The sequence below is a fragment of the Cyclobacterium roseum genome (assembly GCF_010119225.1).
GTDB lineage: Bacteria > Bacteroidota > Bacteroidia > Cytophagales > Cyclobacteriaceae > Cyclobacterium > Cyclobacterium roseum.
The window spans coordinates 103,393-125,249 of the sequence record NZ_WNKF01000013.1 but is presented as its reverse complement, the minus strand read 5'-3'; the positions used below and the strand labels follow the sequence as shown (position 1 = coordinate 125,249).

13 protein-coding genes are annotated in these 21,857 nt (G+C 47.4%); 6 read left to right on the top strand and 7 right to left on the bottom strand.

Annotated features, from left to right (window positions below; translation table 11 throughout):
- Positions 1-362: 362 nt before the first annotated feature.
- Positions 363-935: a TlpA family protein disulfide reductase gene (locus GJQ68_RS17315; protein ID WP_162418553.1), complete on the bottom strand. Its 573-nt coding sequence runs from the start codon at positions 933-935 to the stop codon at positions 363-365.
- A 582-nt stretch (positions 936-1,517) separates the two neighbouring features.
- Between GJQ68_RS17315 and GJQ68_RS17310 the strand changes: the two genes are divergently transcribed.
- The 4 genes from GJQ68_RS17310 (at position 1,518) to GJQ68_RS17295 (ending at position 6,429) form a co-directional block, all read left to right on the top strand.
- The gene (locus GJQ68_RS17310) at positions 1,518-3,152 is read left to right on the top strand and encodes an FAD-dependent oxidoreductase (protein WP_162418552.1); all 1,635 of its coding nucleotides are present in this window, start codon (positions 1,518-1,520) and stop codon (positions 3,150-3,152) included.
- 383 nt (positions 3,153-3,535) lie between these two features.
- The gene (locus GJQ68_RS17305; RefSeq protein ID WP_162418551.1) at positions 3,536-4,144 is read left to right on the top strand and encodes a hypothetical protein; all 609 of its coding nucleotides are present in this window, start codon (positions 3,536-3,538) and stop codon (positions 4,142-4,144) included.
- A gap of 236 nt (positions 4,145-4,380) precedes the next feature.
- Entirely contained in the window at positions 4,381-5,757 is a 1,377-nt protein-coding gene (locus GJQ68_RS17300) for a glycoside hydrolase family 140 protein (RefSeq protein ID WP_162418550.1), read from the top strand.
- Positions 5,758-5,922: 165 nt separating this feature from the next.
- Positions 5,923-6,429: a VOC family protein gene (locus tag GJQ68_RS17295; protein ID WP_162418549.1), complete on the top strand. Its 507-nt coding sequence runs from the start codon at positions 5,923-5,925 to the stop codon at positions 6,427-6,429.
- A gap of 249 nt (positions 6,430-6,678) precedes the next feature.
- On the opposite strand, the gene GJQ68_RS17290 is transcribed toward GJQ68_RS17295, so the two are convergent.
- The 5 genes from GJQ68_RS17290 to GJQ68_RS17270 form a co-directional block, all read right to left on the bottom strand.
- Positions 6,679-9,414: a DUF6797 domain-containing protein gene (locus GJQ68_RS17290; protein WP_162418548.1), complete on the bottom strand. Its 2,736-nt coding sequence runs from the start codon at positions 9,412-9,414 to the stop codon at positions 6,679-6,681.
- Between the two features lie 71 nt (positions 9,415-9,485).
- Positions 9,486-11,039: a sulfatase family protein gene (locus GJQ68_RS17285; RefSeq protein ID WP_162418547.1), complete on the bottom strand. Its 1,554-nt coding sequence runs from the start codon at positions 11,037-11,039 to the stop codon at positions 9,486-9,488.
- Between the two features lie 168 nt (positions 11,040-11,207).
- Positions 11,208-12,965: a hypothetical protein gene (locus GJQ68_RS17280; protein WP_235941687.1), complete on the bottom strand. Its 1,758-nt coding sequence runs from the start codon at positions 12,963-12,965 to the stop codon at positions 11,208-11,210.
- Positions 12,966-13,056: 91 nt separating this feature from the next.
- Entirely contained in the window at positions 13,057-14,535 is a 1,479-nt protein-coding gene (locus GJQ68_RS17275) for a SusD/RagB family nutrient-binding outer membrane lipoprotein (RefSeq protein ID WP_162418546.1), read from the bottom strand.
- A 42-nt stretch (positions 14,536-14,577) separates the two neighbouring features.
- Positions 14,578-17,778 carry a SusC/RagA family TonB-linked outer membrane protein gene (locus tag GJQ68_RS17270; protein ID WP_162418545.1) on the bottom strand — a complete coding sequence of 1,067 codons (3,201 nt, stop codon included), beginning with the start codon at positions 17,776-17,778 and terminating at the stop codon, positions 14,578-14,580.
- Between the two features lie 522 nt (positions 17,779-18,300).
- Here GJQ68_RS17270 and GJQ68_RS17265 point away from each other — a divergent pair.
- Positions 18,301-19,194, top strand: coding sequence for a DMT family transporter (locus GJQ68_RS17265; protein WP_162418544.1), 894 nt, complete (start codon positions 18,301-18,303; stop codon positions 19,192-19,194).
- A 331-nt stretch (positions 19,195-19,525) separates the two neighbouring features.
- Positions 19,526-20,080, top strand: a complete 555-nt coding sequence (locus GJQ68_RS17260) for a hypothetical protein (RefSeq protein WP_162418543.1) — start codon at positions 19,526-19,528, stop codon at positions 20,078-20,080.
- A 63-nt stretch (positions 20,081-20,143) separates the two neighbouring features.
- Here GJQ68_RS17260 and GJQ68_RS17255 read toward each other — a convergent pair whose 3' ends face one another.
- Positions 20,144-21,520: an IS5 family transposase gene (locus GJQ68_RS17255; protein ID WP_235941686.1), complete on the bottom strand. Its 1,377-nt coding sequence runs from the start codon at positions 21,518-21,520 to the stop codon at positions 20,144-20,146.
- Between the last annotated feature and the right edge of the window lie 337 nt (positions 21,521-21,857).

The following is a 21,857-nucleotide window of genomic DNA, read 5'->3' as shown; positions in this document are numbered from 1 at the left end:
GTATTGTTCTTTCTTTCTAGTGAAAAATATTCAGCTAAGCATTGAAACTATTTTCATTGTTTAAAACGATTACCATATTTTTTTATCTTTTATTGCTACATTCCGTTTTTATTTTTCAATGCCTGGCTGTTCAGATAGTACGCTGCTTACCGGGCTATTCAGGCGCCTCCATAGTAGGTGATAGGAATTGCGGACCAGAAAACAAAAGACTGGGAAAACTTAGAAAGAAAGAAGGATATTAAGGAATGGGTAACACTACGCTGCTTGATGGAGGATTAACCATTAGAAATTACTTCATGGAACGTTCTCGCTTTGCCGTTACAGATGGTTACACAGCTGTTTAATTTGTCCGTTAATTACTCTTATAAGCCCAGCAGAAAATCCTGAAACTCCTGATTGTCAAAATTACTCATGCCTTCCTGATAAAAGACGATTTCTCCTTCGGGATTGACCACCAGTGTGGTAGGGATGGCCTGGCTTTGCAAGGAAGGATTTAATCCATAAGCAGCGTGTACGATTGGAAAAGAAAACCCTTTGTCTTCCACAAATTGAATGCTTTTACTAAAATCTTCATCCAATGCTATCATTAGAAATTCAATGGAGTCGTTCCCCTGCACCTTTTCGTATAAGCTGGAAATGTGGGGCATTTCTGCCCTACAGGGAGGGCACCAGGTAGCCCAAAGATTGATAAAAAGCGTTTTACCACGATATTGGGAGAGGCCTACCCGGTCTCCTTCCGTATCCAAAAACTGTCCGCTAAAATCAAAAGCCTCACTGGATTTATCTTCCAAAAGCACTTTGGGTTTGATCAGGCCGGTGGACAGGACCAGTGACTGAATGCCCCCTATAATGGGTGTCACCAGCCCGGTAAAATACAGCACCGCAAAAATTCCCAACATAATCCCCCAACTCTTAACTTCTTTTTTCCAGTTCATAGACCTCGATTTTTGACAAAGCTAGGGATTTCTGTAAAATAGCACGGTGACTTTTAATACATAATCTCTCCTTGGTATTCGCCATTCCTGTTGAGCCCTTACCGATTAGCCATCGTTTTGGAATTCGCCAGGCTTGTCCGTGCATTAACCGATTGTGGGCCTTGCTATCATTCATTGGAACGGTCCAATTCTTACCTTATATCCATCTTTTAAGGAAAAAAACTTGTATTAGTGATAAGGTAAAAGGAAGCGGTTGGGATACCTTGGCTAAGTACCACACGAACCGATGAAAAACAGTTGACTGGTAACTAAAAAAACGCCACTACTGTAAAAAGTGTTAAAGTGGATAGCATTAGCCTGCTACTTTTGGTTAGCTATTGGAATCGTATTAAAATACATGATGCTATAAACCACCTACTTTACCTGAATCAGGAAGCTATTGAACAAAAATAGCTATATGGGATCCTAGGTGGCAAAATAGAAAATTCCGGCTGTTTTTTTAGAACTGGTTACCTTTACCGGCTTGCAGCTTCTGGAAGAGATCGATATATTATGTAACTTGTTTGCAAACCACTCCTGCATATGATACCCATAGTCAAAGTTGTTTTTTTGAAAAAGGCAAGTTGCCTGCTTTTGGTTTTAGTTATCTTTATTGCCTGCCGGCAGCCGGAGCCTACCATCCAATCGGATGTTTGCATCTATGGTAATTCCAGTGCTTCTATTTTGGCTGCCATACAGTTAAAAAAGCGCGGAAGGGAAGTGGTGATCGTCAGTCCGGATAAATACGTAGGTGGCATGAGCATTGAAGGCCTAGGCGGATCGGATATCAACAATCATGCAGGCTTCAAAAACGATGCTGTGATCGGCGGGCTTACCCTGAATTTTTACAAAGAGGTCGCTGGTTATTACGGGATTACCGACTTCGATTCAGCAAGAGCTCATGCCAGCACCTGGCGATTTGAACCCCATGTCGCTAAGGGGATCTTTGATCGCTGGCTGGCAGAGCTGGAAATCCCCGTCTACACGGAATCCCCACTACGCCTGGCATCGGATGCCGTAAAAAAAGAACATGGGAAAATCATATCCTTTGAGACCGGCAACGGAAAAACCTTCCTGGCTTCCCTCTTTATCGACGCTTCCTACGAGGGCGACCTCCTGCATTATGCGGGCATTTCAACCATTGTCGGAAGGGAACCAAACAGCCGGTATGGGGAAACCAAAAACGGCATCCGCGAAACCAATACCTACCGGAATTTTGAAGTTACGGTGGACCCCTATTTGGAGCCCGGCAATCCCGAAAGCGGGCTAATTCATACCATTCAGGAAGACACCCTGGGAGAAGCCGGTACCGGGGATCGGCGTATTCAGGCCTATTGCTTCCGGGCCTGCCTGACCAAGGATCCGGCTAATAAAGTACCTTTCGAAAAACCTGAAAATTACAACCGTGACTGGTACGAAATTTATCTGCGCTACCTGGAAGCAGGCGGTACCTTGTACAAACCCTCCTATTCCATACCTAATAACAAAACCGACCTGGGTGCCTGGCACGACCTCTCGCACAACCTCTACGGGATGAACCACGAATACCCGGAAGGGGATTACAAGAAACGGCAGGAGATTTACCAATACCACCTGGACTTTACCCGTGGCCTCTTCTGGTTTTTGGCCAACGACCCGGAGGTGCCCGAAACCGTCCGGCAGGCATGGAGCCAATGGGGCACGACCAAAGACGAGTTTACCGATAATCAGGGCTGGCCGCGAATGCTCTATATTCGGGATGGAAGAAGAATGCAGTCGGACTATGTGATTACAGAACATCATACCCGAAACGACACTTCCATCTTTATTGAGGATCCGGTAGCCATTGCCTTTTGGCCACCGGATGTGCATCATGTGCGGCGCATTGTCCGTGATGGAAAAGCTTACAACGAAGGCTTTGTCTTTGGAGGGGATAATTGGAAACCCTTTCCCATTCCTTACCGCAGCCTCGTCCCCCGGGAATCCGAATGCAGCAATTTACTGACCCCCACCTGCCTGTCCGCCAGCCATATTGCCTATGGAGCCATCCGGCTGGAATGGACCTTTATGCTGTTGGGTGAGGCTGTCGGTATTGCGGCGGACCTGTGCCTGGAGAAACAGCGCACCGTTCAAGATCTGCCTTATGAAACGTTAAAGAATCGCCTGGTGGAAAACTTGCAAATCATTGAAATGGACTAAATTGATGTTTTCGACTTTAAGGTATCAGGGTAAACACAGGAATTAAAACGACCGTGGCGCAATCGTCAACGGTGGAAATAATTTTTAACACCTGCCCGCTGGCAGGCACGAGAATCTCCCGACGTCCGGGACAGATTTATGGCCGCTTAAGAACATTTGTTTTCAAATGAAAGAAAGGGAAACACCAACTTTTTTATCATTGAACTATTCAATTGGGATCTTAATAAAAAAAATGAGTCTTTTTAAATACTCTTTTATTTCTTCATAAAAGTGAATCACAAACACGAGAACCATTGCTCATTCAATTTGTTTTAACTAGATTTTTTATTTTAATTAATATGTAAAATATTGACAATATGTGTGTTAAATAAATACCAGCAGCCATGGTTACTGAAAAAATAAAGGTACCGAACTCAATCCTTAGAATGACATTGGTTTTTTGGTGCTTCCTCACGGTATTGACTATTTCCAATGGTTCCCAAATTTATCATTACCATCCTTCAAAATTTCTTAGAACTGATTTTGATGACTTGATAGATCAACTAGACAAAGTTGAACTAAAAAAAATTGCGCAAAAAATAAGGGCAACAACTAGAGACTATTTCAATGAAGCCAAGAAGCAAGGATTGCCCGATGGAAACCTACACATCTTAAATTTACGTCGAATAGATGATATACTGGAAGCAGGGATCGTTGATGGTAGCAAGGAAGAACTAGCAAGTAAAATTAAGGAAGCAGTTGCAATGCAAGACAATGTGGTTGGCATCGCCGCTTTGAGAAGTATGCTTGAATACATTTCAACCACTCCCATTCCAATTTCAAAGGGCCTACCGGCATTCAAATACCTTTTAGGCTCTATAAAATCAGTGTTAAACGAAATGGAAGGGAGCATACTTGAAGAGCTTATCGAGGAGCGTTTAGATGAGGCCTTCCGGGAAGCAAAGGACAGTCTTGACAACGCTGCAAAAAGAGCATTGGAGAATAGTGAATAAATGTGCCAATTCATTTGATCGCGTTGATCGTCTCATTCACATTAGCAGGTTTTGGATTTTCATCCCTAACGTACAAAAACGTAGATATTCTTGTCATCCATGAGCTTTTCCCACACTCCGTTGCAATTAATTCTTGTTTAAACGATATTTATTTTCTTACTGCCTGCCAGTATGTAAATTGCACGCCATTTCCATTCTCCGGCCATCAAAAACCGAAATAAACCTTAAAAAAACAAATGAAAAAACTATCCTTGCTATTAGCCCTACTATTTCTAGCGCTTTTCACCAAGGGACAAGAGCTCCCGCTTTTAAAGGTCTCCCCCGATAATCGCTACCTCGTAACAGCGGACAACCAACCGTTTTTTTGGCTAGGAGACACGGCCTGGGAATTGATTCACCGACTGGACAAAACAGAAATCGACCACTATCTGCAGGACCGTGCCAACAAGGGCTTTACACTTATTCAAACCGTCATCCTGGCAGAACTGGATGGGTTGAACACACCGAATGCTCTGGGAGACACCCCATTGATCGACAACAATCCGGAGAAGCTTAACGAAGCCTATTTTGACCTGGTGGATTTCGTGGTGGAGAGAGCCGCTGAACTGGGCATGTACGTTGGACTCTTGCCTACCTGGGGAGATAAGTTTAACAAAAAATGGGGTGTTGGCCCGGAAATTTTCACTCCGGATAATGCAGAAACCTACGGCGAACTATTGGCCAAACGCTATCAACCCCACAGCAATCTGGTCTGGATTCTCGGCGGGGACCGACCCATAGAAAACGAAACCCATTATGAAATTATCCGCTCTATGGCTAAAGGAATCCGGGCCATTGACAAGAAGCATTTATTGACGTTTCATCCCGTGGGAGCGAAAAAGGCAACGGATTATTTTAGGGAGGATAGTTGGCTGAGCCTGGATATGTTTCAGAGCGGTCACAGCCGGCTGGCAACGGATTATCAATACGTACTGGATGCGCGAAGCGCCGTCCCCGCCCGGCCAGTGATCAACGGGGAGCCCCGGTACGAAAATATCCGGGATCGGTTCTGGGAAAATAAAGACTACGGCTGGCTGGATGATGCCGATGTCCGGGTTGCGGGTTATTGGAGCATGCTTTCGGGAGCTGCCGGCTACACCTACGGTTGCAATGATGTCTGGCAAATGTACGAAAGCGGCAGGGCGCCAATTATCAATGCCCGTACGGGTTGGCAAGTGGCCCTGGACCTGCCCGGCTCCTCCCAGATGGGCTACCTTAAAAAAATCCTTTCAGCGCTTCCCTGGCAGCAGTTGCAACTAGATCAAAGCCTGATCTTGGGGGATAATCCAAAAAACGAGTCCCACATGCTGGCCTCCAGAACAGAAAAGGCTGACCTAATACTTGTCTATACACCTACCGGAACGCCGCTAACCCTTGATTTAACCCGACTTAATACGGAAAGAGCCGATGCCTATTGGTTTAATCCCAGAAATGGTATGGTCCTGAAAATTGGCGATGTGGGGACCAACGAGTCTCGGACTTTCACGCCATGGGCCAGTGGTTGGGGAAGTGATTTTCTATTGTTACTTGTGGACAAAAAGGCCGGATACGATTTTTCAGATTTCATGAACTAGAAAAGGTTTGGAGAAAAAGCGAGTCAGAGAAACAGGAAAATATTGATTGAACCGAAGGAGTGGATAAAAAGTGACTGAAAATGCTTTTTTATTAACGGAAAAAGTCAGAGGATGTGTTTCCATTCACCAATTTGAGCTACAACCATTTAATTTAAAAAAAGAAGATTGCCTTCAGAAAACAAAAATACCTATAAAATCCCAGCCGGTACCGGCATCGGGCACGTGCACCTGAAAGTGGCGGATTTACAGCGCGCGCTGGACTTCTATTGCGGGATGTTGGGATTCGAACTGACCACCACCTATGGGGAGGACGCTGCATTCATCTCTGCTGGAGGTTACCACCATCATATCGGATTGAATACCTGGTTTAGCAAAGATGCTCCTCCAGCTCCTAAAAACAACGCCGGACTATTCCACACAGCCATTCTGTACCCAACCCGAAAAGACCTGGCTGCCATTCTTGACCGAATCCTGCAAGCCGGGTATCCCTTGACCGGTGCCGCAGACCATGGTGTATCCGAAGCACTTTACCTGAACGATCCGGACAACAATGGAGTGGAATTGTACTGGGACCGGCCCAGAGAGCAATGGCCTAAAAAACCCGATGGCTCCCTTGAAATGTATACCCGAAGACTGGATTTGGAAGGTTTGCTAAAAGAAATAAGGTTATAAAACGGTTTAAGTACTTCTAGTATATTCACGCCAGGCAGGCATAACGAATAAAACTCCCTTTTGATAAAATCAAAACGTTTAAGAGAACATACTATCCCTGATTTGGGGATTGGTTTTGAGCAAGTCTGGTTGATAACACGCTAAACATAATGTGATCTACGATAGGAAATTCCTCTTGCCTCCTTTCTTTTTGTTTTGTTTGGATGGTCGGATAGGTTTTTAACGGTGAATACCTACATCAAACCCAAACTATAAAGAAGTCACTCCGCCTAACTGGTGAATGGTATTCTGGATCAGGCCCTCGACTGTTTCGCCTTGCTCACTTTCCAATCGGTATTGGATTTCCATCACCCAGGTCGGTTCGATCTCGGGTAGTTTTAGCTTGAGCGATTTTTTATCCGGCCCCAGCTCAACAGCGGAAACTGCCAATTCTTTCTCGTTGTAATGCTTGGAACCGTACTTTCTGGACCGTAATAAATCCCAGGTGGCAACCGTGTAATTCGACAGCTCGTTTACGCTGCTTTCATCCAGCTTCTCCGTAAAGGTTAGCAATACCCCGTCTTTCTGGGCCTGAATGCCAACCGGTAAATTTACCGGGGAATCGGTCATTCGTATCCGGTATAGTCCTCCCAGTTGGGGTTGGGTAGAACCCCAGGCGGAAAGGCCACAAAGGTACAAATGACCATCTTCCGGATTAAATCTTCCACGCATCACGCCTGTGGCAAAGCGAGGTAAAGGCAGTTCCACGATACCTCCCTGAACCTGCCCGTCAATTTTTTCGAAGGGTACCAGGTATACTTTCCCATACCCATAGGAAAAATTCAGAAGTTTCCCGTTTAACGGACCCCATTTTTCACTGTCCACCCATAGCAGTTCGGAAGGAGAACGATCCCGCTCTCTTTCCACCCAAACCAGGGGCTGCTCCATGCCGGAATCGGTGCTATCTGCCGGTGGGTCAAAGCCAAACATGTTGCCATAAAAACCTCCCTCTTCTACCCAATTGATCCGGTTCATGGGATTCCAATGCCCTTCCTGGTCTGTCACAATAAAGGTCCCGTCCGGGTTGAGGCATACACCGTTGGCCGCCCGAAAACCGGTGGCAACAATATCCGTCTGTTGCCCATCGGAACTGACTTTTAATAAGGTTCCATGTTGGGGGACCAAGGCTTCCCGGGCATGCCGGGCACTTTTGGCATAATAAAGGTTTCCCTCCGCATCGGCTTGCAAGCCCATGGCAAACTCATGGAAATGATCGGTTACCTGATGATCGTTATTGAAACTCTCATAGAAATCCGCTTCCCGATCCCCATTGAGATCATGCAAGCGGACGATTTGGTCCCGGCAGGTGACGAAAATTTCCTCGTCGATTACCTTTATTCCGAGGGGCTGAAATAATCCGGAAGCGATCCGCTGCCAGGTCAGCTTTTCTTCATTTTCTGTAAATCCTTCTACCAGCCATACGTCTCCGTCCGTAGCACAAATCACGGCCTTGTTTCGGTCCTCGAAAAAATCCAACCCACTTAATCGCAGCTGATTTTTCCAGGGGCTGTTAAAGGGAGGATTCAGGACATCAACCTGGAAGGCCCCCTCCTGCTGTCCAGGCAAAATGGCCGTCTCCAGGGTTTTTGGGTACCGGGCAGGTCCTCCCTTGGTAAAACCTACAAGGGATTCGGCAGGAGCAGCCGCCTTTGCATGGGCATCCAGGCCCTTGACTCCCGGAGCTGCCAGAAATAACTTGATCTTACCCGGCCCCTTGCCGGTAAAGTTGACCACCAGGAAGTCGTCTTCTACTTCCAGTTCGGCCCCTGTCCCGGTCAGGGCCACCGATGTTCCGACCGGAGCCACCCGCATTTTAAGCAGGCCATCCGAAACCGTGGTATTTAAGGTGCGGGTAAAAACAGGCTGGTCTCCCAGGGAATCCAAGCCAAACGTTTCCAAAATTTCGGCTTCACCTACCGTATACGATAGGATTAACCGGTCCTCAAACGGATAAAGCCCCTTATAATGAGCCCAATCCCGGGGAAGGGGACCAAACCTTCTTCCATCCCTCGCTTGAAACCGTGGATCCTCAAAGGTTCCCGTCTGAGGGTGTGCCCAGCCTGGACCCGTCTCATTTTCAAAGTGAAGTTCACCGATGGTTCTGGGCGAGATGTTGTGTTTTTCGTTAAATAAAATGGCTTCCCAGTCGATAAATCCCTCTCCGGTCCAGGCCCCGGCTATACGCATCAGATCATGGTCGAACATCATCCAGGCCTTCCCGGCAGCCACTCCCCCGGCACCGGGGTCCAATCTTACTGCAATTCCCTTGTAAGCAAAATTGGCATCTCCAAAGTCTTCATCCGGAAGAGGCTGAACGGGTCCGGTGGACCTTTCCCGGGGAGGAGCGTCCGCATCGACCAGCTCATAGGTATTAATTAAAAAATTACCGTAATCCATCTCCGCCCAGGGCTTGTATTCCCTGGGAGCAGGTCCCTCGCTGGTACCGGCTGGCAAACTCGCCAGGTATTCTTCATTTAAATCAAAATACTGCGTCGGATTTTCCTTTGAGATAAAAGTCTCCCGGATGTAATGGATCACATCGTACTTCTCCACCGGAGTCAGATTTACCTGAGGCGGCATGGCACCATGCCCACGGGTCAGGGTTTGATAAATAGCATAGGGATCTTGACCCACCTTAAAGGTGTCCGTCCAAAATTTAAAAGCGGTGGGCAGGGAACCCTCTTGTTCCGGATTTCCATGGCAGGTGATACAGGTATTGGTATAGATATGTTCACCGGTTCGCATGGATTCTCCATGCCTGTCTCCCAAGGCCTCCAGCAGCCCCCTATGGTCAATGTTTTTTTCGTATTCGGGAAGCTCGGATTCCTGAAGAATAAAACCAGAAGCAACGGATTCATTCTGGGAGTGCTTTTCAGATTTGCTTTGGCAGGCAACGAAAATTAACAGGATTAAAATCGTTTGCCAGGGATAAAATTTCAACGTCATGTTATTTTACAAGTATTCTATTTTGAAAATATAAATCAAATAGGATTAATAAAAAAACTATTTCGACTGGTTTAATCGGGGATTCTTCCCCACCAGGGGCCTTCATCCCGGATATCCAGCCAGAGTTGCTGCATTTTGGGAATTAATTCCAGGAAGGTTGTGTATTCCTGCCGGGAAATATCCGTGGTTTGACCCGGATCTTTTTTGACATTGTACAGTTCAAAAGAATCCGGAATGGCTGTTTTTAGCCAATCAACGGCTGGAAAGGTACCGTCGTTTGAGATTCCATTGAAATTTTCCCGCTTGGGGCCCAACCTTCCCACGAGTACATAGTCCTTATGGCGCATGGCCATTTGAGCCATGCCCGGCATGTGGGAGGAATTTAACAGAAAAAACCAGATAGGTAAGACTTCTCTTTGGTATTGCTTGCCCAGAAAAGCATTGAACGCATCCGTGCCGTCAATGGCCCTATCCACCGGAATGGAAGCTCCCGCTAGTTTGCATAGGGTGGGAAGAAAATCCGTACCGTTAAAGAGTTGATCGCTGATGGTGCCGGCAGGAATGTGCCCTGGCCAACGAATCAACCCGGGAACGCGATGGCCTCCTTCGTAGGGATACCGCTTCATTCCCCGCAGGTTGCCGGGTGTACCAAAGCATTTATCCCGAATCGGGTCTTCCCATTCCCCATTCGATTCTTCCAGGGTCACCGGGTATTCCGGACCATTGTCACTGGTAAAGATAACCAAGGTGGCATCCCTTAATCCCTGATCGTCTATAAATTGCATAAAGGAACCAAAGGAATCGTCTACCTGCGATACGGTCCCGTAATATTCATTAGCATACTGGGATATATCCCTTTCCGGCCGGTTCACTCCGCCGTAGGAAACCTGTTGGATCGTCTCCCCAACTTCCCCTGTGTCGTATTGTTCGGCAAAATCTGTTGGAGGATCGATAGGAGTATGCGGCTCGTTGGTGGAGATAATGAGAAAAAACGGTTTTTCCGTATCACGTTTTTCGGCAATCCAATCGGCTGCCTCCCGGGAAACAATGTCTACATACCAGCCTTCCATCGGACCTTCGGGGACTCCGTTTCTAAGAAATTTATCCGGATTTTTGGGTCCGGTACCGAAGGCATTGACCGAGGTGGCCAGGGAGTAGTCAAAACCCATTTCGTTTACCGAGACTTCATGGGGAGACTCTAACTTAGAAAGGTGCCATTTTCCAAAAAAGGCCGTTTCATACCCTTCTTCCTGAAGCAATTGAGGAAGGGTGATTTCATTTTTATCCAGTGTGGTTCCAAAGAAACCGGCGATATTGTAAAAGCCACTCCGGTACCCGTTTCTTCCAGTAAGTATGGCCGCTCTGGAGGGAGAACAAACGGCCGCCGCTGAATGCATATCGGTCATTCGAACCCCTTCGCTGGCAAATCGGTCGAGATGCGGTGTTTTGATAAGGGGATGCCCGTAACAACCCAGATCACCGTATCCTAAATCATCTGTAAGGAAAATAATGATATTGGGGCGAGGCGGATCCTGGTTTTCGGCTACCGAATTCAAAGGAGAAAAACTCCAAAAAATGATCAGCCCGAGGGTCCAATATGTAGTAAAACGTAAAATATGCCTCATCTTCAAGTTAGTTGGTAACAAAATGCACGGGTTGCTACCTGATTTTTTTTAACAAAACCCAAAAGCTACCTGCATCTTTTGGGTTTTTGTTGGTGATCGTAGTCACTGATAAGAGAGGTGATTAAGCAACTTATCAGCAAACAGGTAGTACTCAACTATTGGACCTTACTATAGATCAGCTAATGGAAGCATCATCGGATCTTCAGCAGCCTGCACCTTTCTTTCCTGCCGGACCACAATGGGTACGTAGCCTACTTCCATTCCTGGAGGAGGTGTCAGGATTAGGGCAGGATCAATTTGCACCAGTTCCCCCGTTGTGGGAGGTGCCATGTAGTTTTTGTCAATGGTCCAGCTTTGGTGGATCTTTTCTACCAACTGCTGTAAGGCTTCTTTTTCGGCCTGGCTCCAGTCAAATTGCTGAAAGGAAGGTTGATCGATAAAGCGATACCATTTGTAGGTTACGGTAGAGCCGTCTTTCAGGTCGATGGTATAGGCCTTGGAAGCGGGTCCCGGACGAGTCCAGGCGCCTGATTCCGGAGTGGAATAAGGAAGGCTTTTATCAATGACAAAATTTCCAGGAACGATCTCGTTTCCATCCCTCCAATTGACGTACGCTTTCTCCGTCCCTGCCAAGGCAAAGGAGCTGCCTTTTAGTTCCGCCGGAACCTCTTCTTCTGAAACCGGGATGCGCTCCTCTCCTACCTGCTTGAAATATTGGGGAAATAAGCCCCTGGACCCATAAGGATTTTCCTGCCATTGCAAACCAAACGCATTGGATTCGTTGACGATGGTTTCCACCACGCTATCCAGCCCTCCCAAACGGGTTCCTCCAGCATTTAACCGGGCTCCCTGATCCAATGAGATTTTTCGGGGACTGATGGACGGCTTCCAGGAATGGGCTTCGCTAAATGCCCCGGACACCGGTTCTCCACCATTCTTCCATGCTTTTACCGGGTTAAATAAGGCATCTTTCGAATAATAGGTCACGTCCTGAACCAAAACAGAGCGGCCCTTTTCATCTACTGGAAATTGCAATTGCGGGATTTTGATGAACAACTCTCCCTGCTCTGTTTTCATTTCAAAGGAAGGCACGGTATTGATTTCCATGGCACCTCCCCCGCCCATGGTTCCTGGGCGGGCATCCAGCCCCATCCCCTCAATGGCAGGGTATTCTTTTGATAACCGGCTCCACATTTCCGGAATGTAGTAGGCCACGGGTCCCTTAAAATTGGCTGCATTGAGAAACAAGGTCCAGCTTTGATCCCCGGTGGGCGGTGGCCCCTCCCTTTTTTCGGTCAGGGGAAGCATCATGTGAGTGTAACCTAGAAATTTGCCCTCCAGATCCTCTACAAAGGTTATTCCATCCGGTGGTACCACTATCCGGTTGCTTAGCTGGGCAATTCCCAACTCGTCCTCCGGCAAGGCTTCTGCCCGGTAAAAGAACGGCCAGCCCGGAGAGGCAATTTCCGAATTGTAGCAATTCGGCACCCCGTTCATACTGAATTTGGGCGGGCCATAATGGTAGCGGTTTCCCCTCCAATAGCCCAACCCACCTTCCTGGGTCTGAAACACGCTGGCCCAGGTCGGCCCCCGGGGTTCCCAGGTCCGCGCAATGGTTCCTTCCGGACAGCAGGCCATGTCTTTGTTGTCCGGATTATCCGGAATGATCCAGTTTCCCGGCAATCCAATCTGAAAACCGGCTAGCGGCTGTTCCACCAGTGGCCAGACCGCTGTATAAAATCCGATTCCCGCTCCGAACCCCTCCGGCCGCTTCGGTGAACTGTAACCGATATAACCATGCAGTCCATTCGCTTGCTGAGAGAGCTCTGATGCAGGTGGGGACTTGCCTTTGTCAGGGTCAGAAGCATGGATTACGAGGCCACTTATTCCCAATAACAATCCACTTACTAAAATTCGTATATGCATAGTACTTTTAATTCTAAATCATGGGATAATACCGTTGATTCAACCATTTTGGCGTTTGAATTTTATGTCGTTCTTAATTATCCAAGGCACCCTATTCAACCCCAGTCCGGGTATCCCACCAAACCTGAATGCCATAGAAAATATCTTCCTCCACTATATCAGATGGAAAACGTTGATTGTGTGCAATTTCATTGGCTGGATAGGACATGCGAAAGGGAGGCCGGTTGTGGTTGGCAGCGTAATCGTTGGAAACGTCATCCAGCATCGGTACATCGGTCCGGCGCACCTCTGCCCAGGCCTCTACACTCTGCTTAAACAAGGCGATCCAATTCTGCAGCCGGATCTTTTCCAGATTAGTGGTAGCACCGGAATCCCAGGCAACTCCGGGGCTTTGGAGGTACTCGGTTATCATTTCCTGAGAAATCCCATTTTCTTCCAGGGAGACGGTAATCCCCATTTCATAGGCTTCCTGGCTATTTCCTCCCGAAACCAGGTTTCGTTCGAACGCTTCGGCTTTGATAAACCAAACCTGAGCGGCATTCATGAAGGGAGAAAAACCCATGTCATCGTACCCAAAACGGTCTCCGATATGGGAAACATTGGCCTGGGTATTCATGGGATCACTGGTCTGTCCGATCCCCATTCTGTATCCGTTGTAGACTCCGTTTTCATTCTCGTCCGCATATACTGGCAAACGGGGGTCATCCAGGTCTTTCAAGGTTTGGATCAATTCATGGTTCGTCCGGTATTGGTCCGTTTTATTGGTTGGTGCTCCCAGCCGCTGTCGCCAGGGTTCGATATTCGCACCGATTCCAGGCCAATCCATATAAGCATTGTCCGAATGATCCTCAAACACGGGATAGGTTGCGGGATTTCCAATGATCTGACTCAACACCGGGGCCGCTTCCTGCAGTGCTACAGAAGACATGCGCATGGCCACTCGCAACCGAATGGAATTGGCAAACTTTTTCCAATTTTGGATATCGCCATCATAAATGAAATCTCCCACTCCCAACGCTCCACCATTAGGATCAAGCATGGTGTTGGCTTCCTCCAATTCCGACAAAATCCGCTCGTATACCGCTGCCTGAGAATCGAATTCCGGGCTTAAGATTCCCTCCTCATCTAATAAGAAGGCTTGCGTGTAGGGGATATCTCCCCACATATCCGTTACCTGATGGGCCGTATAAGCTTTCATAATCTGGGCAACGGCTTCCAGGTTTTGGTTACCCTCTTCCCGGGCGATTTCAGCAGCATCCACAAAATAAGCCATGCCCCTGTACAGGTTGTCCCATTGACCGTTATTGATATCTACGCGGAATTCGTAATCTCCGGCTCCTATCGCGGCTAGCTGTCCTGACCATGTCCCGGCATAGTAGATCCCTATACGCTCCCCGAATAACTGACCAGCCACCACCGTCAGGCCAGCTCCCAATACATTGCTGGCCGGGACTTCAGAGGGCTGGTTTGGGTTGGTATTCATTTCGTTCCATTCTTCCGTACAGGAGGCAAAAAGCACTGCGGAAGCTGCCAGCAGCCCGAAGAATTTATATGTGATTGTATGTTTCATTTTTAGCATGTTTTAGCGAAGTAACATTTGTAGGATGTACCATTAAAGGGCTATCCGAAGGTTAAATCCATAGGATCGGTTGGTCGGCGGCATGAAGTTTTCAAATCCGGTACCGGCTTCTCCGCCCCCCATTTGGGAAGCAGATTCGGGATCAAGTCCCAGTTCCTTTGCCTTCGCGCTGCGGTGAAGGATGGCTAGATTCCGACCAAAAACAGAGAACGTAACATTTTGTAATTTCCAGATGTTGAACCGGTATCCAAAGGTTAGTTCCCGAAGTTTTACGAAAGAACCATCAATGATCGAATACTCGTGGTTGTTCCATACCCAGGATCCGTTGTAATAATCCTGCGCCGAGATCCGTATGTCGTTTGGAGACCCATCTCCCTGAACCCCTTCTACTACAATACCTTCTGCTCTCACGTCATTTTGCACGCTGTTTTCAAAGGCTCCGGTGGGATAGGAATGCCAGTAAGTGGTACTAAAGAAATCTCCACCCATGCGGAAATCAAGCAAACCCCCAAAGGTAAAATTACGGTATCGGAACGTATTCTGAATGCCTCCAATCCAGTCCGGGGTTACATTTCCCAGGATTACCTGCTGATTGGTAGTCATCGGTGTCCCGTTGGGGTTGATCATGATATTGCCTGCGTCATCCCGCACGTATGGCAATCCGCTGAGATCACCCCAGGGCTGCTCGGGAGTACCCACCAGGCGTACGCCACCAAATCCGGAACTGATGGTAATGTTCTCCAATCCTTCATACAGCGAAACCACCGTACTGGTATTCTTGGCCCAGTTAATCGTAGCATCCCAGGAAAAGTCTCCACGCCGCATCAGGCTGCCCCGTAAGATCAGTTCGATTCCCTTGTTTTCGATCTCCGCAGCATTGATCAACTGTGAGGCATAGCCGGTAGACCGAGCTGTCGGTACCTGCAAAATCATGTTTTCCGTCACCTGCCGGTAATAGGTTGCGTCCAGGGATAGGCGGTCCGAGAAAAACCTCAGATCGGCACCCACTTCAAAGGAAGTGGTCATCTCCGGCAATAGATTGGTTGGCGGCTTTACTGCCGTGGGCGTAAATAGGGAAATATTATTAAAAGTAGTCGTCCCATAGGTTCCCATGAGTTGGTAGGGATCCGTATCCGAACCTACCTGTGCCAAACTGGCCCGAACCTGGGCGTGGCTTAAAGTAGTTGAATTCAAATCCAAGGCTTCGGAAAGCGTAAGGGCCATGTTTACCGAAGGATAGAAGTACGAGCGATTTTCCTCCGGTAAGGTGGAACTCCAGTCGTTTCTGCCGGTAGCACCCAGAAACAGGTATCCTTTGTACCCCAGTGTCGCGGAAGAATACACACTGTAGGTTTCGCGCTGGCTTTCAGACATCCCGGTACCGGGGGTTCCTCTGACATTGGAAATATTAAACAGGTCCGGAACCGCGAGGTCCGGGGCACTCAGAGACAAGAAATCAGACCTATTTTGCCGGAAATTTCCTCCAACCAATGCCACCAGGGAAAAATCATTCATGAATTGCTTGTTGATATTCAGTCGGATATCGCTGTTAAACTCCTGCCGGCTCAGATTGGTAAGCGAAAACTGCCCTCCTCGGTCATTGTTGATATTGGCCCGGGTGCGGGAAAGGGTGATGGATTCCCTTTCCTCATTATAGTAATCCAAACCAGTGACCATATTGGCGGAAAGCCAGTCGTTGAGCTGGTAATCCAGATTAACGTTACCAAAAAACCGCTTCCGGTCCATGCTGTTGGTGTTTTCCAGGTCATAGTAGAAATTATTGGCATTCCTATTATAGCCGCTTCCCATTTCGTTTCCATGCTCCTCATAAACCTTCTTGACCTCGTTTAGGGGAATGTTTCTAAAAGCCCCCCAGGCCAGTTTTGTCATGGACCCGTAAGAAACCACCGGGATATTATCACTGTATCGATTGACATAGTTAAAATCGGTACTCACTTTCAACTTGTCGGTGGGCAGGAGTGTCAGGCTGGCATTGAAGGTATTGACCGTCTGATCGGTATTGAAAAAGGTCCCGTTCATTTGCCGGTTGGAAAAGGCCACCCTACCATAGGCATCCTCTCCCCTGGCCGTCACCGCCACCTGATTGATAAAGTTCTTTCCGGTCTGAAAATAATGGTCTTGTATATTATTTGGGATGGATTCCCAGGGACTATCGGGTCCCTTTACCCATTGGTCCAAAAGCAAGCCGGCATCGTATCGCGGTCCCCAAGAAGTGGCATTTTCATTGACACCTCCCCCGATGCCATCGACATAATTGTAACTGTTTTGCTTGGCGTATTCGTTGTAACTCAGGTTGGATCCAGGGTTATTTTCCAGGTACTGTTGCCAGTCGTATTCGCCACCCCGCTGACCGGGGCCGTATTCGTTCTGAAAATCCATAAAAAAACTGGGTACGTCAAAAACCATGGAGGTATTGAACTCCACGCCCAATCCGGCTTTTCCTTGCTTTCCTTTTTTGGTTTCAATCAAAATTACCCCATGGGTAGCCCGGTTGCCATACAGGGCGGCTGCATTGGCCCCTTTCAGTACGGTCAGGGAGGCAATGTTCTCCGGGTCGATATCTGCGGCCGTGTTGCCATAATCCAGTCCACCGGCTCCTCCCAGATTGCTGCTGGAATTATCGATGGGAATTCCGTCTACGACAAACAAGGGCTGGTTTCCGGAGAAGGAAGCATTTCCCCGAATTACGATTCGGGAAGACGCGCCTACCTGGGAACCACTGTTGGTTACCTGCACGCCGGCGATTTTTCCGCTCAGGGAATTGACCAGGTTAAAGTCATTGGCCGTGGTCAGGTCTTCCGGCTTCAGTGCCTGCACGGTGTAGCCCAGTTCTTTTCGCTCCCGCTGTACACCAAAGGCGGTGACCACCACTTCACCCAGGTCCTGCGAATCTTCCTGCATCACCACATCCAGGTTGCTACGGCCATTAAGATCCATAGTCTGGGATTCAAAACCGATAAAGGAAAAGGAAAGCCGTTGAGAGCCCTCGGGAACGGAAAGGGCATATTGGCCTTCAATATCCGTAACGGTTCCAATGGAGGTGCCCACCACTAATATACTGACTCCAGGTAAGGGCTCTCTGGACTCGTTGCGAACCGTACCACTGACCCGGGTCTGTGCGAATGCCTCAGAGGCCAACAGCCCCAAAAGCAGCATTGCCCCTATGCAAAGGAAAGTCCTGTGAAATAGGGGATGTAGGGTAACATTTTTCATAAGCGTTGATTAGATGTGAAAGGATAGGCTAATTTAGAATTCTGTATGGCGAAACCTATGCTACATCTTAGCCAAAAAATATGGTATCTTATCCCAAATGGAGATTGTTACCGAAAAAGTAAACCACTACGCTAGACAAAAATGGAAATGAGGCACATCCATGGGTCCTTTCCCGAGAGAGTGCGATGCCGTTTGGACAAGAAAAGCCATTTTCGTGCGAAAACAAGAAAAATACCTTTCGGGTACCATTCAATTTGGTCTACGATGGTATCCTGGTCGTTTCCTACCTACATGAAATCGGTTCGCTTTGTTTTTTGAATGGAATTGTTAACTTATTCCCAGCAATACCGGGCGAGGGAACATGAACATCATTCATTTACAATCGAACCAGCCTCTTAATTAAAAACGAATTTATCTTTTATTATCGATGCTTGTCCGTCCTAAAAACCCTAATTGACAACCGGACTGATGTAAAAGAAAACCCAAAATAAAAATAATGTTGCTTATACGGTGTCGGCTTTGATGAAAAGAACCACGCTTATACTAATCACGGGATTTGTTCTCCTATGGAATTCGGGATTTATCGGTGCCGTTTATGGGCTTCCCTACACCGGACCTTTCACCTTGGTTTTTTGGCGGTACCTGGCGCTAACGTTGGTAATCGTTTTATACTTGCTGCTAAGACAGCGTTTTCGATGGGTAAGTTGGAACCTGGCAGCTCCCCATATGCTGATTGGTATTTTGGCTCACGGCCTGTGGCTTACTTGTGTTTTGCTAGCACTGGATTACCAGGTTCCGGCGGGTATTGTAGCATTAATAGTGGCATTACAGCCTTTGGCTACTGGTGCACTTTCCGGAGTGGTTGTTGGCGGGGAACAAGCAAATTGGTATCAATGGTTAGGACTGGTATTGGGCTTTTTGGGCGTTGTTATCACCGTGGCTTTCCGAATTGATTTTGGGAGCTATTCATCCATTTTTGGATACCTTATTCCGTTGGGATCTGTTATTGGCATGACTGGGGCAAGTCTGATACAGCGACGGATGGAAGTAGAAAAAAGAAGTAAAAAATTACCAGTAGACCTCGCCTTGTTCTATCAAAGCCTGGCAACCACTTTGGCCTTGGTGTTACCCGCTATTTTTATTGAAAAATTAGCTACCCAATGGGAGGCCGAATTCATCTACGCCATGATCTGGCTAACGCTTGCTGTTTCACTGGGAGCCTATGTATTGTTATGGCTGTTAATCGAACGAATTGAAGCTACCCGGGTGGCCAGTTTGTTTTACCTGGGGCCTCCCGTAACCATGTTTATGGCCTGGCTTGCTTTTGGAGATAAAATCCAACCCATGGATATGGTCGGACTTGCAGTAGTATTTATGGGTGTCTATTTGTCTCAACTTAAGGCAAAAAACCCTTGATCCAACGATCTGATTTTTGGACTAAATGAGTTCAGGAGATGGATTCTGCAAGCAAAAATGAATTCAGGTCGGTAATGCCCGATCAGCTGGGACATTTTACCCGGCCACTAACCTGCGCTTGCAGAATGCTTTCGGTTAGTCAATTATGGAAATATAAAATTTAAAATGAACGGATCGTTTCGGCTGGGAATATCGGGCCAACCGGCAAGGGGTTATGGTTTATCCGGAAAATCAATTTTAGTGAATTCGGTGAAAAATAATTTTACACTTCACGATGACATTTTAATAATCCATACGATATTTAATAGGAAATAAAGAAACCACAGGAATAATGAGAAGAAAAAAAATCGAACCCGGTAACGTAAGGACCATTATTTTGGTAGCGATGTTAATTTTAATCTTTACGGCTTGCCAGGAGGAACCTGAATTAAGAAGCGAAGTTTTTCAGGTTCCTGCTACCGCCACTTTTCTGCGGTCGGACAGTTCAGACACCCCATCCGACCCACTGATCATTGAACTGGAAGCAATTGGTATTGCTCCCGGTACCCGTTTACGAATGCGGACCCTGGGCGAATTCATCAATAGCCCTTCGGGTGCAAGGAGAAACGATGCTATCGGGGTTTTTTCCAGTTCCATGCAACTATTAGGTATCTCTGAGCGAAGTCGGGTGGTGGATGCCATTGATGCCGGAGAAAATAGAGTCACTGACAACACCTTCGAAAATAACCACATTACGGACATTGAGGAAGATTTTAGAATTGACGAGGAACGTATGGAAATAGTGGTCCCAACAAATGCGCAATACCTGTTTGTAGGAAATGCAGACAGTAAACAGGCCGACAATTCCGAAACATCGCAAGGGTTTCGGGTAGAGATAAGCTATTAGTCCTCAAAAAACCCCATTTTATCAATACGATAGGGTCTGCTGAAAAACTCAAAAAAGACAAGTTCATATAACCAACCCAGAGAGCTCTCTGGGCTTGTTTTGTGCTTTCAGGTTTTCTATAATCTGGATTGTGATGCTCTTGATGATGTATTTCAGCTTTCTCCACGCTGAAAAACTCAGGCACGGGAGTGCCATCCCGGCCAATTTGACCAGGTTGAGCACTAGGATGATGGAGGCGATCCATGATTGGCTGGTGTTTTTGAGCCGTGCCCGGATTCGGTTCATACCGTATCCGTTTTTGGCCTGTCCAAACTTGCCCTCTATCGGATTCCTTTCCCCGGGTCTTACGTGTTTTTCCATTGCCTTGGCCGAGGGCCTTCCCAGGGGCTTGGCCGCCAGTTTGATGTTCTTTTCCTTCAGCCATTTCCGGTTTTCCCTGGTGCAGTACAGTTTGTCCGCCAGCACCTTTTCCGGATAAAACCCAAACCGGCTCCGGTACTCTTCTACATAATCTTTAAGATGGCTACCCTCATTGAAGGCATCCCAGGACAGTGTGTCCAGAAACGCAAAACCGTCTACCATACTCATATGTATCTTGGCTCCGCACTCGGTCTTTGCTCTTGCTTTCCCACGTACTATGGGCCGTACATGGGGTTCGTGGATACTTACGATGCGGTCGTCCACCTGATGGCCGCGGCATACCCACATCTTGAGCTGCTGTTCATAATCAGTCTGAATGATCCAGTATTTGCGCTGTAACTTGTGGCTCAGGGGAAAAACCTCAAAGCTGTCCAGCATTTTTTCAATGGTTCTGAAGTTTCGTCTCAGGTATTGAAGCTGGGATTTGATGCCTTTGCGGATTACTTTTTTTGAGGGGTTTTTATTCTGCGCCACCTTCAGATAGTTTTTTCGCGCTATTTCCCTGTAAGTCCGGGGCTTCTTTCCTGATCGGTCTGCCGCATGAAGCTCATCGATGATTTCCTCTGTGATCTCCCTGGATTTGTTGAGCAGTCCCAGATCTGTGGGATAGGCGATGTCCTGGGGACAGACGCTGGCATCGTAGATCACCTCCCCTTTGTTTCCATCTGTTCCCGACGGAGGCTCATCATCGTCTTTACGGCTTTTATCCTTTTTCACAGCCGTTCTTTCCAGGTAGAATCCATGGATCTTTTGGTTCATTTCCGCAATCAGCTCTTGCCCCAGTCGCTTCCTGATATCTACGAAAAGTGCAGCATCGAAAGGAGGTTGTTTGTTATAGGAACTGTACCCGAGAAAGTACAGAAGGTACCTGTTTTCGGTAATCTGGGCAATGGTTTCCCGGTCATCCAGATTGAGCATATGCTTCATAATCACTGCTCCGATCAAGACTCTTGGATTAAGGGCAGGCCTGCCGGTTGCTTTAAGGTGGGTTTCGTTTGTTGTACATGTTAACCAGGACATCCCAAGGAATTTGGTTACTGAGCACCACCCAGCAGTTGGATGGATCCAGTTGGTTGTAAACCCGCCTGCGGCAGTCAGGAAGGTGTCTCAAATCCCGAAAAGGAAAGCTGACTTGGGCTGGTATATTCGCTGCGTGGTGCACGCCTTTTAGTGGTCTTTCGCATAGTTGCTTGCACTTGTCCACCATTAAATTGTGAAAAAAACCGCTAAATATCCTTATAACGTCACTTTTTTATTTTCTAAGCAGACCCTAAGTAAGTTCAGAAGATTCGCCTAATAGCAAAAAGCCTCCGACTAGGTGATCAACGGCTGGCATCATCTTTTCCCTATCTGGAAA